Source organism: Streptomyces sp. GMY02 (assembly GCF_019056675.1).
In the GTDB taxonomy this organism is placed as follows: Bacteria; Actinomycetota; Actinomycetes; order Streptomycetales; family Streptomycetaceae; genus Streptomyces; species Streptomyces odonnellii.
The window spans coordinates 1,212,060-1,225,291 of the sequence record NZ_CP077658.1; the positions used below are offsets into that span (position 1 = coordinate 1,212,060).

The 13,232-nt window shown below is 72.0% G+C and carries 9 protein-coding genes; 7 read left to right on the forward strand and 2 right to left on the reverse strand.

The genetic code is table 11. From position 1 onward, the window contains the following. Positions 1–59: 59 nt before the first annotated feature. The 6 genes from KQY30_RS05015 to KQY30_RS05040 all read left to right on the forward strand — a co-directional run bounded on the left by KQY30_RS05015 (position 60) and on the right by KQY30_RS05040 (position 9,704). On the forward strand, positions 60–1,304 hold the full coding sequence (locus KQY30_RS05015; RefSeq protein ID WP_217305749.1) for an aminotransferase class I/II-fold pyridoxal phosphate-dependent enzyme: 1,245 nt from the start codon (positions 60–62) through the stop codon (positions 1,302–1,304). Beyond that, positions 1,301–2,476, forward strand: a complete 1,176-nt coding sequence (gene dpgA / locus KQY30_RS05020; RefSeq protein WP_217305750.1) for a 3,5-dihydroxyphenylacetyl-CoA synthase DpgA — start codon at positions 1,301–1,303, stop codon at positions 2,474–2,476. The genes KQY30_RS05015 and dpgA overlap by 4 nt, the downstream gene beginning before the upstream one ends. 47 nt (positions 2,477–2,523) lie before the next feature. Further along, on the forward strand, positions 2,524–3,402 hold the full coding sequence (gene dpgB / locus KQY30_RS05025) for an enoyl-CoA-hydratase DpgB (protein WP_217305751.1): 879 nt from the start codon (positions 2,524–2,526) through the stop codon (positions 3,400–3,402). Positions 3,403–3,579: 177 nt separating this feature from the next. After that, the gene (dpgC, locus tag KQY30_RS05030; RefSeq protein ID WP_254406949.1) at positions 3,580–5,058 is read left to right on the forward strand and encodes a (3,5-dihydroxyphenyl)acetyl-CoA 1,2-dioxygenase DpgC; all 1,479 of its coding nucleotides are present in this window, start codon (positions 3,580–3,582) and stop codon (positions 5,056–5,058) included. Further along, complete coding sequence (locus KQY30_RS05035) at positions 5,055–6,422, forward strand: PLP-dependent aminotransferase family protein (RefSeq protein ID WP_254406950.1); 1,368 nt, start codon at positions 5,055–5,057, stop codon at positions 6,420–6,422. Before dpgC ends, KQY30_RS05035 begins: the two co-directional genes overlap by 4 nt. A gap of 69 nt (positions 6,423–6,491) precedes the next feature. Next, entirely contained in the window at positions 6,492–9,704 is a 3,213-nt protein-coding gene (locus KQY30_RS05040; RefSeq protein WP_217305752.1) for an amidohydrolase family protein, read from the forward strand. Between the two features lie 144 nt (positions 9,705–9,848). Here KQY30_RS05040 and KQY30_RS05045 read toward each other — a convergent pair whose 3' ends face one another. Continuing rightward, entirely contained in the window at positions 9,849–10,799 is a 951-nt protein-coding gene (locus KQY30_RS05045; protein WP_217305753.1) for an NADP-dependent oxidoreductase, read from the reverse strand. Between the two features lie 49 nt (positions 10,800–10,848). On the opposite strand from KQY30_RS05045, the gene KQY30_RS05050 reads away from it, so the two are divergent. Further along, positions 10,849–11,472 carry a TetR/AcrR family transcriptional regulator gene (locus KQY30_RS05050; protein ID WP_217305754.1) on the forward strand — a complete coding sequence of 208 codons (624 nt, stop codon included), beginning with the start codon at positions 10,849–10,851 and terminating at the stop codon, positions 11,470–11,472. A 161-nt stretch (positions 11,473–11,633) separates the two neighbouring features. Here KQY30_RS05050 and KQY30_RS05055 read toward each other — a convergent pair whose 3' ends face one another. After that, on the reverse strand, positions 11,634–13,136 hold the full coding sequence (locus KQY30_RS05055; RefSeq protein WP_217305755.1) for a phosphoesterase: 1,503 nt from the start codon (positions 13,134–13,136) through the stop codon (positions 11,634–11,636). Between the last annotated feature and the right edge of the window lie 96 nt (positions 13,137–13,232).

The window sequence follows — 13,232 nt, forward strand, 5'->3', positions numbered from 1 at the left end:
CCGGCCCCTGTCCCCAGCGACAACAGCACCATCCCCAGATACCTCACGGGAGATATCCGATGCCTCGTACGACCGAACGCGGCAACTGGGTAGCAACGCGCGTCGACAAGACGTCGGACGCGCTGACCCGGGCCATCGCCGCCGATCTGACCAGCCATGTCTTCGCGGCGCGGGAAGGCAAGGAGGTGATCCTCGCCGACGGCGCACGCGCGGTCGAGTTCATCTCCTGCTCCTACCTCGGACTCGACACGCATCCGGCGCTGGTGGAGGCCGCCGTCACCACGCTCCGCCGGGTCGGGGTGCAGTTCTCCTCGTCGCGCACCCGGATGCGCCACGAGGATCTGGAGGCCCTCGAAAGCCTGCTGAGCGCCGTCTACGGCGACCGCCACGCCACCTGTTTCACCTCCGTCGGCAGCGTCCATCTCGGGGTGCTGCCGCTGCTGGGCAGCGGGGTGCTGCCCAGCTATCCGATCGCGAAGAACGGCGCGGCGTTCCTCATCGAGCGCACGGCGCACGCCTCCCTCCAAGTACTGCGCGGTGTACTCGAACAGATCGGCACAGTCGACCGGTTCGACTGCGAACGGCCGGACGAACTGGCGGTCGCGCTCGCGGCGGCCCGCGAGGCCGGGCGCACCCCGATCGTGCTCGTCGACGGTGTGGGCTCCATGGGCGGTCTGATCGACGTACGCGGGCTGTACGACCTGTGCGCGGCGGCCGACGGATATCTCTACGTGGACGACGCGCACGGGGTGTCGATCAGCGGGCCGCGCGGAGCGGGCTTCGCGTACGAGGAGTTCCGCGATCTGCCGGGCGGACTGCCCGCGTCGGTGCTGCTCGTCGGCTCCCTCGCCAAGGCCTTCGGCGGGAGCAACGGCGGTTTCGTGGTGCTGAACAGCGAGGAGGACACCGTACAGCTCCGCAGGTTCGCCAATCCGCTGATCTTCGGCGGCCCCATCGCCCTGCCTGTGGTGAGCGCCTGCCGGGTGTCGGCGGAGCTGCATCTCGACGGTACGGTCGCCCGGCTCCAGCGGGACCTGTGGCGCAACACCGAGCTGTTTGACGCCCGTACCGGCGGCGCGCTCTTCAACGCGGGCACCCGCTCCCCCATCCGCGGGGCGCTCTTCGAGAGCGAGGAGGACGCGCTGCTGGCGGCGGGCCGGCTGCGCAAGGCGGGCGTCATCGTCACCCCTGCGTTCTTCCCGACCGTGGCGAAGGGCAGCGGTCTGATCCGGATGGCCGTCTCCGCCCTGCACACCGCCGAACAGATCGAGCTGGCCACGAATGAGCTGGGGGTGCGGGCATGACGCGGGGCGCCACGGGTACGGCGGGGCCGGGCACGGTGTCCGTGCCACGGCTGCCGGGCGCGGCGGACGGCGGGCGGCTGAGCACCGTGAACGCCGGGCCCCGGCCCGCCGTCGCGGGCTTCGGCACGGCCACTCCCCCGAACTCGTACACACAACGGGAGATGCTGGACCTCTTCCGGATCGAGGACCCGCGCATCCGGTCCGTCTTCCTCAACAGCGCGATAGAACGGCGCTATCTGACCCTGCCGCCCGAACTCGCGGACGGCACACGGAAGACCGAGACCCAGGGCGAACTGCTCGCCAAGCACAAGGAGCAGGGTGTACGCACCGCCGCCGAGGCGCTGGAGACGGCCCTCAAGCGGGCCGGGCTCGCCCTCGCCGACATCGGTTACCTCTGCTGTGTGACCACCACCGGGCTGCTCACCCCGGGCTTCTCGGCCCTGCTGATCAGGGAGTTGGGGCTGCCGGTCGCGGCCGGCCGGCTCGATGTCGTGGGCATGGGCTGCAACGCCGGGCTCAACGCGCTCAACGCCGTCGCGTCCTGGTCCGCGGCCAACCCCGGGCAGGCCGCGGTCATGGTCTGCGCGGAGGTCTGCTCCGCCGCGTACGTCTTCGACGGCACCATGCGCACCGCCGTCGTCAACAGCCTCTTCGGCGACGGCGCGGCGGCGGTCGTGCTGGTCACCGACCCGGGCGGGAAGGCCCCGGAGGAGGACGAGGACAGCGCGCCGAGGGCCACGCTGCTGAAGTTCGCCAGCCGGATCATTCCCGAGGCGGTGGCGGCGATGCGCTACGACTGGGACGACACGCACGGCAAGTTCAGCTTCTTCCTGGACCGCGATGTCCCTTATGTCGTCGGCGCGCACGCCGAGGAGGTGGTCGGCCGGCTGCTCGCCGGCACCGGGCTGCGGCGCGCCGACATCGGCCACTGGCTGGTGCACTCGGGCGGCAAGAAAGTCATCGACTCGGTCAAGGTCAACCTCGGGCTGAGCCCGCACGCCGTACGCCACACCACCGGGGTGCTGCGCGACTACGGGAATCTGTCGAGCGGATCGTTCCTGTTCTCGTACGAGCGCCTGATGGAGGAAGGGCGGGTGCGCCGCGGTGACTACGGCGTGCTGATGACGATGGGCCCCGGCTCGACGATCGAGACGGCGCTGGTCCAGTGGTGACGGCGCCGGACGCGATGGCCACCCCCGACACGAAGGCTGAGGAAACGATGACGCTGTCCGGAAAGCTGCGTGAGGGGGCCGCCGCGGTCCTGACGATGGGCGGGGACGAGGAGCTGACCCCCGAGCTGGTGGCCAGGGTGAAGGCCGCGGCCGAGGAGGCGGAGAGCGCCGAGAGCGGGGTGGTGCTGCTCCTGTTGGGCGCGGGCGCGGGCGCGGGCGCCGGCGCGAGCACGGAGTCCGGCGGCCCGGCCGACGCGGAGGACGGGGCCGCCGAGGCCGGCCGGGCCGGCGGTACGGAGTCCGGGGAGCGGGCAGGTGCCGCCGCGTCCGACGCCCCGGCGAGCGCCTCGCCCGTAGGTACGGGACCCGTCGGCACGGGACCCGTCGGCACGGGACCCGTCGGCACGGGACCCGTCGGTACGGGCATCCATCTCGTCAACACCTGGGAGCGCGCGCTGCGACGGCTGGAGACGGCCGACCGCCCCACCCTGGCGCTGGTGACCGGCGAGTGCACGGGACCCGCGCTGGAGGCCCTTCTCACCGCCGACCACCGGATCGCCGACGACGGCGCCCGGCTGCGGCTCGCGGGCGGCGAGGACGGGGCCTGGCCGAGCACTGCCGTACACCGGCTGGCCCAGCAGATCGGCACCGCCAGGGCCCGCCGGCTGCTGCTCCGGCGCCCCTGGCTGGACGCGGAGGAAGCCGCCGGACTGGATCTGCTGGACGAGACCGTGGCCGGTGGCCGGGAAGCGCTGGAGCGCGCGGCGGAGGTCGCCGAGGAACTGTCCACCGTGCCCGGACGCGAGTGGTCGATCCGGCGCAGGCTGCTGTTCGACGCGACCCTCAGTTACGAGGAGGCGCTGGGCGCCCATCTCGCCGCCTGCGACCGCAGTCTGCGCCGCCGGGCGCTGAACGGCCCAAGCTGAGCGGCCCAAGCTGAACGGCCCACCCGGAACGCCCACGCTGAACGGCTCATACGGAACGGCCCACGCCCAACCCCGCCTGACCGCTGAACGCCGCCTGGCGACGACCGCCGCCTCCGGCCATCGCACGCCCGCCCGCCCCGTACCTCCGACGTACCTCCGAGTCTCCGAAGGAAACACGTGTCGACGACTGGCACTCCCCCGTCCTCCGCCGCCGCACAGCGCGCCGGAACCCTGGCGAGCAACGACGGTCCGGTACCCGGCAACGCTCTCACCGCCGCCGCCGAGGCCCTGGCCGCGGAGATCCGTATCCGTGAAGCCCCGCTCGCCGGCCTCCCGCCGCGCGCCGCGCGCTCCGCCGAGGAGCAACGCCTGGCCGCCGGGATCCACCGCGCCTGCCGTGGTCTGCGCGCCTCCTTCCTCCGTGCTCATGCCGCGGCCGTCTACGACCGGCTGACGGACGGTCGTACCGTACGGCTCGGGCTCACGGCCCTGGCCGAGGCGGCGGCCGACGCGTTCCCCGGCCTGGTGCCGACCCGCGCCCAACTGGCCGCGGAACTGCGCCACATCCAGTCGGAGAAGGAAGGCCGGGAGATCGACCAGGGCATCTTCTTCCGGGAGGTCCTACGGCTGCCGGAAGCGGGCGGACATCTCGTCGACGTCCTGCGTGACCCGACGCCCCAGGCCCGTGCGCTGCTGCCGGACTTCCACACCACCGGCCGGGCCGAACTGGGCAAGGTCACCGTGGAACGGCGCGGCGACGCGGGCCATGTGACCTTCCACAACGAGTCCTGTCTCAACGCCGAGGACAACGAGCTGATCGCCCAGCTCGACATCGCCGTCGACCTGGTGCTCCTGGACGACTCCATCCGGGTGGGGGTGCTGCGCGGCGGACCCATGACCCATCCCCGCTACCGGGGCCGGCGGATCTTCAGCGCGGGCATCAATCTCGCCGAACTCCACCATGGCCGTATCTCGTTCACCGGTTTCCTGCTCCAGCGCGAGCTGGGTTACATCAGCAAGATGTACCGGGGCCTGTCCACCGGGGGGCGGCCCGACACCTTTCCCGCCCATGGCGTGGAGAAGCCCTGGGTGGCGGCCGTCGACACCTTCGCGATCGGCGGCGGCGCGCAGCTTCTGCTGGTGATGGACCAGGTGATCGCCGCCGCGGACTCGTATCTCAGCCTGCCCGCGGCCCAGGAGGGCATCGTGCCGGGCGCCGCGAACTTCCGGCTGGGGCGGCTGACCGGTGCGCGCACGGCCCGTCAACTGGTGCTCGGCGGGCGGAAGATCTGGGCGGGCGAACCGGCCGCGCGGCTGCTGGTGGACGAGGTCGTCGACCCGAAAGCGATGGACCGCGCGGTGGACGAGGCGGTGGCCGGGCTCGCGGCTCCGGCCGTACTCGCCAACCGCCGGATGCTGCGTCTCGCGGAAGAGCCCGTCGACGCGTTCCGCTCGTACATGGCGGAGTTCGCGCTCGCGCAGGCGGAGCGGCTGTACGGGGAGGACGTGCTCGACAAGGTGGGCAGGTTCACGGCGGGCCCGCCGACCGGAACTGACGGCACAGGCGCGGGCGGGCGCGCGAGTACGGGTACGGGTACGGGTACGGGTACGGGTACGGGTACGGACATGCTCGCCGCCGAGGGGACCGTACGGTGACTACCGCCCGTACCGATACCCGCACCGGCACCGTGCTGCGCCGCGACACCCTGCACGGCTCGCTCGGCTCTCCCGCCATGGGGTCGATCAGCTTCCTCAACGAGGTGATGAGCCGCTTCCCCGACGCGATCTCCTTCGCGCCGGGCGCTCCGCACACCAGCTTCTTCGCCGAGATCGACACCGCCCGCCACACCGCCCGCTATCTGCGCCATCTTGAGGAGAAGCGCGGGCTGACGCCCGAGGGGGCCGAGCGGCTGCTCTACCAGTACGGGCCGAGCCGGGGCCTGATCAACGGGCTGGTGGCCGACGCACTCCGTACCGACCAGGGCATCGACGTACCACCGGAGTCCCTGGTGATCACGGTGGGCTGCCAGGAGGCGATGCTGCTGACGCTCCGGGCGCTCGTCGCGTCGCCCGCGGATCTCGTCGCGGTCGTCAATCCCTGCTTCGTCGGACTGTCCGGGGCGGCCTCGGTGCTCGGGGTGGATCTGGTGCCGATCGACGACGCCGCCGACACCGCGGACAAGGCCGACGACGGCGACAACGCCGACGGCATCGACTTCGCCCAGTTGGACGAGGTGTGCCGGGCCGCCCGCCGGGCGGGCCGCCGGATCCGCGCCCTGTACATCGCGCCCGACTACTCCAACCCGTCCGGCGGCCTCATGGGTCTGGCGGCCAGACACCGGCTGCTCGCCGTCGCCGAACGGGAGGACTTCCTCGTACTGGAGGACAACGCCTACGCGTTCACGGCGGAGCAGCCGGGCGCGCTGCCGCCGCTGAAGGCGCTGCCGGGCGGTGAACGGGTCGTCCACCTCGGCACGTTCGCGAAGGTGTGCATGCCGGGGGCCCGGGTCGGTTACGTCGTCGCGGACCAGCGGGTACGCGACGACGCCTCGGGCCGTACGGTCCTGCTCGCCGATGAACTCGCCACGCTGAAGAGCATGGTGACCGTCAACACCTCGCCGCTCACCCAGGCCGTCATCGGCGGCATCCTGCTGGAGCACAACGGTTCGCTGGCCTCGCTCGTCCGGGCCAAGGCCGCGCTGTACCAGCGGAATCTGCGGCTGCTGCTGGACGCGCTGGACCGCCGCCTGGGCCCAGGTACGGGCGCGCCCGCCGGGGTGTCCTGGAACCGGCCCCGGGGCGGCTTCTTCGTACGGGTGCGGCTGCCCGTCGTGGCCGACGAGCGGCTGCTCGAACGGTCGGCCCGCGAGTTCGGTGTGCTGTGGACACCGATGTCGCACTTCTATCTGGGCGACGGCGGGGACCGCCAACTCCGGCTCGCGTGCAGCTATCTGGACCCGGACACGATCGAGGAAGGCGTCGCCCGGCTGACGCGCTTCCTGCACGCCGTCTGCCCTTAGCACGTGTCCGGCGGACGGAACCCAGGCCCCCGGCACAGCCCACTTCCCGAGAGAAAGCCGAAAGACGTCATGGACGACAACACCGCGGCCGGCACTGCCTCCGCCCGCCCGAGCAGACGCCGCGTCCTGGCCGGGGGCGGTGTGCTGGCCGCCGGAGCACTGGCCGGCGCGGGCGCCGCCACCGCCCCGGCGACCGCCGCCGTACCGGACACGGCCCGGGACGGTGACGCCGACGGCGGTGACCGCCGGACGTCCCGTACGGTCACCGTCTTCGAGGGCACGAACATGGCCGCCGCGCTCTCCCCCGACGGCACCCGGATCGCCATCGATCCGCTCGGCGCGATCTGGGTGATGCCCGCCGACGGCGGCGAGGCCGTCCGGCTCACCGGAGAGTTGCAGGACGCCACCCAGCCGGACTGGGCCCCGGACGGGAGCGCGCTCGTCTTCCAGTCCTTCCGTGACGGGACGTATCAGCTCTGGTCGGTACGGCCCGACGGCACCGGCCTCACCCGGCTGACGGCCGACGACTACGACAACCGCGAACCGCGCCACTCGCCCGACGGCCACCGGATCGTCTTCACCTCGGACCGCTCGGGAAGCAACGACCTGTGGCTGCTCGAACCGGCCACCGGCACCCGGACCCGGCTCACCTCCGGCGACGACGAGGACGGCATGCCGGGCTGGTCGGCCGACGGCACCCGTATCGTCTGCACGGTCAATGACACGGCCGTCGACGCCGTGGACCTCGCGACCGGGGTGCGCACCCGGCTGGTCACCGCGAGCGGTGACGCCAGGATCTACGGCCCGGCGCTGAGCCCGGACGGGCGCCGGCTGAGCTATGTGCAGATCGCGGGCACCCGCGCCGACGTGATGGTCGACGGCCGTGCCGTCGTCACCGGCGCCGATGTCCATGCCCTGCGCACCTCCTGGATCTCGGCCGACGAGCTGCTCTACACGGCGAACGGGCGCGTGCAGCGACTGCGCCTGGACGGCGAAGGAGCCTCTCGCACAACCTCTGCCGTGGCCTCCGGCACGACCTCTCGCACGGTCGACTTCAGTGCGACGGTCACCCTGGAGCGTCCGCCCTGGCGCCACCGGGTCAGGGACTTCACCTCGACCGCCGTGCAACAGGTCAAGGGCATCGCGAGCCCGGTCGTCTCCCCCGACGGCGAGCGGATCGCCTTCCGCGCGCTCAACGCCCTCTGGGTGACGGGGACGCGGCCCGGCGACGTCCCCGTCCGGCTGGTGGACGACGGGTTCTTCGCCTCCGACCCCGACTGGTCCCCGGACGGCACGGCCCTCGTCCATGTGAGCGACCGCGCGGGCACCGCCGCCCTGTGGCGCCAGGATCTCGCCGGCGGCGAGCCCGTACGGCTGACCCGGCTGGCGGGCGCGCAACTGACCCCGCGCTGGTCGCCGGACGGTACGAAGATCGCCTACCAGGACGAGAACGGCGGTACGTGGGTGCTGGACCTGGCCTCCGGGACCGTACGGCAGGTGCTGCCGGCCGTCTTCCAGCCCGGCCGCCCCACCTGGTCCCCGGACAGCACCCGGCTCGCCGTCGCCGCCAACAAGCCGTACTCCAGACGGAACCGCGCCGGTCTCAGCGAGATCCTCTCCGTGGACCTCGCCACCGGTACGACGCGTTCCGAGCCCGTCGCACCCCATCGGTCGATCGCCACGCGGGGCGACGACGGGCCCGTATGGACCCCCGACGGACGGTACTTCGTCTTCGTCATGGAGAGCACGGCGTGGCGGGTGCCCGTCGACACCACCGGCAAGGTCACCGGGGCGCCCGAGCAGATCACCACCGAGGTCACCGACTCGCTGTCGGTGGATTCGCACGGCCGTCTGCACTATCTGAGCAACGGCACGCTGCGGACCGTACCCGTCTCCGGCGGCACCCCGCGGACCGTGCCCGTACCGCTGACCTTCCGCCGGCCCGTCGGCACCCGCACCGTGGTGCTGCGCGCGGGCGCCGTCTGGGACGGCCGCGGCGACGGGCTGCGCGGCCCGGCGGACATCGTCGTCAAGGGGGGCCGGATCGCCGAGATCCGCCCGGCGGGCCAGGGGCGCGGCGACGAGATCGTGGACCTCTCGGGCCTGACCGCGATGCCGGGTCTGATCGACTCGCATGTGCACTGGCACATGCGCGGCCGGCAGTGGGGCGACCGCACGGGGCGCCTGATGCTGTCGTACGGCATCACCACCGTCGTGTCACCGGCCGACCCCGCCTACCAGATGGTGGAGACGAGGGAGGCCATCGAGTCGGGGGCGCGCGTCGGTCCGCGTTTCTTCGGTACGGGGGAGGCCCTGGACGGGGCCCGGGTCTTCTACAACAACGTCCGGGCCGTCGTCGACACCGAACAGCTCCGGCTGGAGATGGCCCGTGTCACGGCGCTCTCCTACGATCTCGTCAAGACCTATATCCGGCTGCCCGCGCCGCTGGAGAGGGCCGTCACCCGGCAGGCCCACGAGCGTGGTCTGCCGGTCACCTCGCACTACGCCTACCCCCAGGCCGGTTACGGCATGGACGCCATGGAGCACACGGGCGGCGGCAACCGCGTCGGCTACTCGCAGACCCAGACCCGGCTGGGCCGGGCTTACCAGGACTCCGTCGCCGTACTGACCGCCGCGTCGATGCCCGTCACCTCCACGCTGCTGAACTCCTCCGTGCTGCTCGCCGACGACCGGTCGCTCGTCACCGACGAGCGCACGCGGCGGCTCTACCCGCCGTGGGACTACACCGCGCTGGTGGCGAAAGCCGACGCGGCGGGCGGTCCGACGGCCGGGCTGAACCGGGCGCTGCTGGCGGGCGGCGTGGACATGCTGCTGCGGATCCAGCGCGCGGGCGGCACCGTCGTCGCCGGTTCGGACGCCCCGCTCGACGATCCCGCACTCTCCCTGCACCAGAATCTGCGCGCGCTGGTCCTGGGCGGCTTCACCCCGTACGAGGCGCTGCGCACCGCCACGGCCAACCCCGCGCGGCGCATGGGCGTGGACGGGCTGCTCGGCGCGCTCGCCCCGGGGATGCTCGCCGATCTGGTGTTCGTCGAGGGCGATCCGCTGCGGGACATCGACGCGGCGGCGGCCGTACGGACGGTCGTGACCGGCGGCACGGTCCGTACGGTGGACTCGCTCCTGGCCCCCTTCACGCCCGCAGCCGCCAAGACCCGCGAATCGGCCGCCAATCCGACGGCACGTTCCCTGGTCTCCCCCGAGACCGCCCACCGCTACGGGTGGCATGACCCGCGCCCCGGCGGAACGGGCTGCCTCTGCTGAACGGCGATGCGGGGTACAGGGCTCCGGGGATACGCGGCTACGGGGTGAGAGGGCTGCCGGCGATACCTGAAGCGGACGGCCCCGGCCCGCCGAGCAGTGCCGGACCCGTGACCGGTCGACATGACCGGTCACGGGCCGGCCCGGTCAGTTCACCAACACGATCTTCCCTCGGGCATGCCGGGTCTCGCTGAGTTCATGCGCGGCGGCGGCCTCGGCGAGCGGGAACGCCGCCGCGACCGGCACCCGCAGCCGCCCCTCGTCGGCGAGCGCGACCGCTGTCGCGAGACCGTGCACCGCCAGCGGGTCGGCGGGGGCGCCCACGGCGGCGCCCGTGTCGTCGGCCGGTGCTCCGTGCGACATGTGCACGCCGTGGGCCGCGGCGGTGAAGTCGACGATCGTCACCACGCGCGCCGGGTCGCCGGCGATGGCGACGAGGTCGGGCAGCGCCCCTCCGGCGCAGTCGAACACCGCGTCCACCCCGCCCGGTGCCAGCGCGCCGACCCGTTCGACGAGCCCCGTCCCGTACGTCGTGGGCCGCGCGCCGAGGGAACGCAGGAAGTCATGGTTGTGCTCGCTCGCCGTACCGATGACGGTGGCGCCGCGGGCGGCCGCGAGCTGGACGGCGACGGTGCCCACTCCACCGGCCGCGCCCTGTACGAGCACGGTGTCCCCGGCGCCGACCGCGAGCCGGTCCAGGACGCGGGTGGCCGTCTCGACGCCGCCCGCGGCGCCGCCCGCTTCCTCCCAGCTCCACGCGGCCGGTCTCGGCGCCCAGGCGGCCAGGACCGCGAAGTCGGCGTTGGCGCCGCGCGTGGCCATGGAGGCGTGGCCGAAGACCTCGTCGCCGACGCGCACGCCCGTGACGCCGTCGCCGACCTCGTCCACCACGCCCGCGGCGTCGAACCCGGTCCGGTACGGGAACGCCGTGGGCACCATGTCACGCAGCGTCCCGGACCGGATGAGCGTCTCCCCGGGGGAGATTCCGGAGGCCCGTACCGCGATGCGGATCTCGCCCGGCCCGGCGTGCGGCGCCGCCACCTCGGCGACGTGCACAACACTGGGCGGGCCGTACTCGGTGAATTGAATCGCTCTCATGCGCCGGACCGTAACGGAGCACCCCGTCCGTTTCGCTAAAGTGAGAGCGATGACGGCACAAGTGATAACGAAGCGCCGCTCGGATGCCCGTGACAACCACGGGCGCATCGTCGCGGTCGCCCGCGCGGCCTTCGCCGCCGAGGGACTCGACGTACCGATCCGGGAGATCGCCCGGCGCGCCGAGGTCGGTGTCGCGACCGTCTACCGGCACTTCCAGACCAAGGAAGCGCTGCTGACCGAGGCCTTCGCCGAGCAGATGGCGTCCTGCTCGGCGGTCGTGGAGGAGGGGCTGGCGGCGGGCGACCCCTGGAACGGGTTCTGCCTGGTGATCGAGAAGCTCATGGAGATGCACGCCCTCGACCGGGGCTTCGCCCGCGCGTTCACCTCGCAGCTTCCCGAAGCGGTCGACTTCGCCGCGAACCGCGACCGCACACTGCGTCTGCTGCTCGAACTGGTGCGGCGCGCGAAGGCGGCGGGCTCCTTGCGGGGGGATTTCGTGCTGGAGGACATCAGCCTGGCGCTGATGGCGAACGAAGGCATCCGCGCCGAGTCACCCGGGATGAGGGTGGCTGCCTCGCGCCGTTTCGCGGCCCTGATGATCCAGTCGTTCCAGGCGAACCCCGTCCGGACCCCGCTTCCGCCGGCCGTCCGGCTGCCGCTCACCCGGGCCTAGAGCGTGTCGGTACGGACCGCCGCCCGGTGAGTGCCACCACCCGCCGGCCACAGGCAGCCCGATCGTGATCGAGCGCCCATGGCCGGCGGACTCAGCGTGTCCCGGAGCCAACGGTGTCTCCGGAGCCGACGGTACGTCCTGACCTAGCGATACGTCCGTTACTAGCGGACGTGGACGAAGACCGGGTTCGAGTAGAACCACAGGTCGTCCCACGGGCTCTCCAGCCCGTCCGCCAGCGGCTCGACCTCATCGGTGCTCGTGCCGCGGACGCGGGCGTACATGTCGCCCTCGACGTTGCGCAGGGTGTGCTTGATGACGTACTCGTTGCCCTGCTTGCGCCAGTCGCGCGGGCCGAAGCGCGCCACCACCTTCGTGGTCGGGTTGGTGTCGGTGTCGAGGCTGGCGCTCGGGCCGGTGATCTGACCGGTGATCAGGTCCACGCGCCGGACCTCGGGCCGGTCGCCGTTGCCGTTCTTGCCCTCCAGCGGACGGAACCGGATCTCGATCTCGACGTCCGTGCGGTTGCGGCGGCTGACGGTGAGCGTCTCACCCATGGCGGCCTCGTCGCCGCGGTTGCTCGCCGTCAGGTCGAGGCTGGTGATCAGGTCGCCGGTGCCCACCCAGACACGGCCGTTGCGCAGCCCGTCCATGATGTCGGCGTAGTCCTGCCTCGCCAGCACATGGGTCTTGCTGTACTCGCCCGGCCAGAAGTCGGAGCCACCGCGCGTCCAGTGCACATGCGAGTCCGAGGTCGCGGTGATCCACCAGCGCCGGCCCTCACCGAGCAGCGAGTCCCACAGCCCGCCGACCCGGGCCGTCATCTGGTCGAAGCCACCGTGGGTCGGGTAGTTGCCGTACCCGCCGCGCGCGCCGCCGTTGAGCGGACCGGCCTGGTGACCGGGCGCCCCCTCGAAGCCGACGTAGATCTCCGGCGCGATGTTGTTGCCGTTGCGGAACTCACGCGGGGTGTCCTGCCCGTACACACCGAGGCCGGTCGCCGAGCGCGAGGCGTGGTGGGCGATGACCAGCGGCTTGCGCCGCATGTCCTTCGCGGCCTTCAGGAACTCGATCATCTTGGCCTCGGTGTCACGGCCACGATCGGCGGGGAAGGGGTCGTTCTTCGCGAAGCGGCTCTCCAGCTCGAAGAGCTGCTGCGCCTCGTCGCTGTGGTGGGGAATCATCAGCGTGTGGTGGTCGAGCGCCGGGGCGTCGAACTCCATCCCCCAGAACTGGAGGACCTCGGGCACCAGTACGCGGGAGCGCAGGAGGTCGGGGTAGGCCTGCTCCAGGTTCACCTTGGAGTGCGTCGGACCGCCGTGGTCCGTGCACATCACCCAGGAGAGACCAAAGTTCTTGGCCATGATCGCGTTGGTGACGATCGGGTAGACCGCGTCGGCACCCTTGTGGAACGTCGGCGGGTTCGTCGTCGTGTCGAACTCACCGCTGTACTCCGAGTGCACATGGTGGTCACCGGCACGCCACACCCGCTTGCCGGAGTCGCCGGACTTCTCCTGCTTGCGGTCGTCGTCGTGGGCGTACGCCGTACCGGCAGCCCCCACGAGCGGGCTCGCGGCGGCCAACGTCGCCCCCACACCCGCGTACTTGACCAGCCGGCGCCGTGAGATCGCCGTCTGCTCGGGGTCTTCGATGTTCTTGTCCGTCACGGTGAAACCTCTCGTCTACAAGCACTGGGGGGCGATGGCCGAGTGTCGAAGAACAAACCGAACACAACATGAACAGGGATCAGGAATACCGCGAAC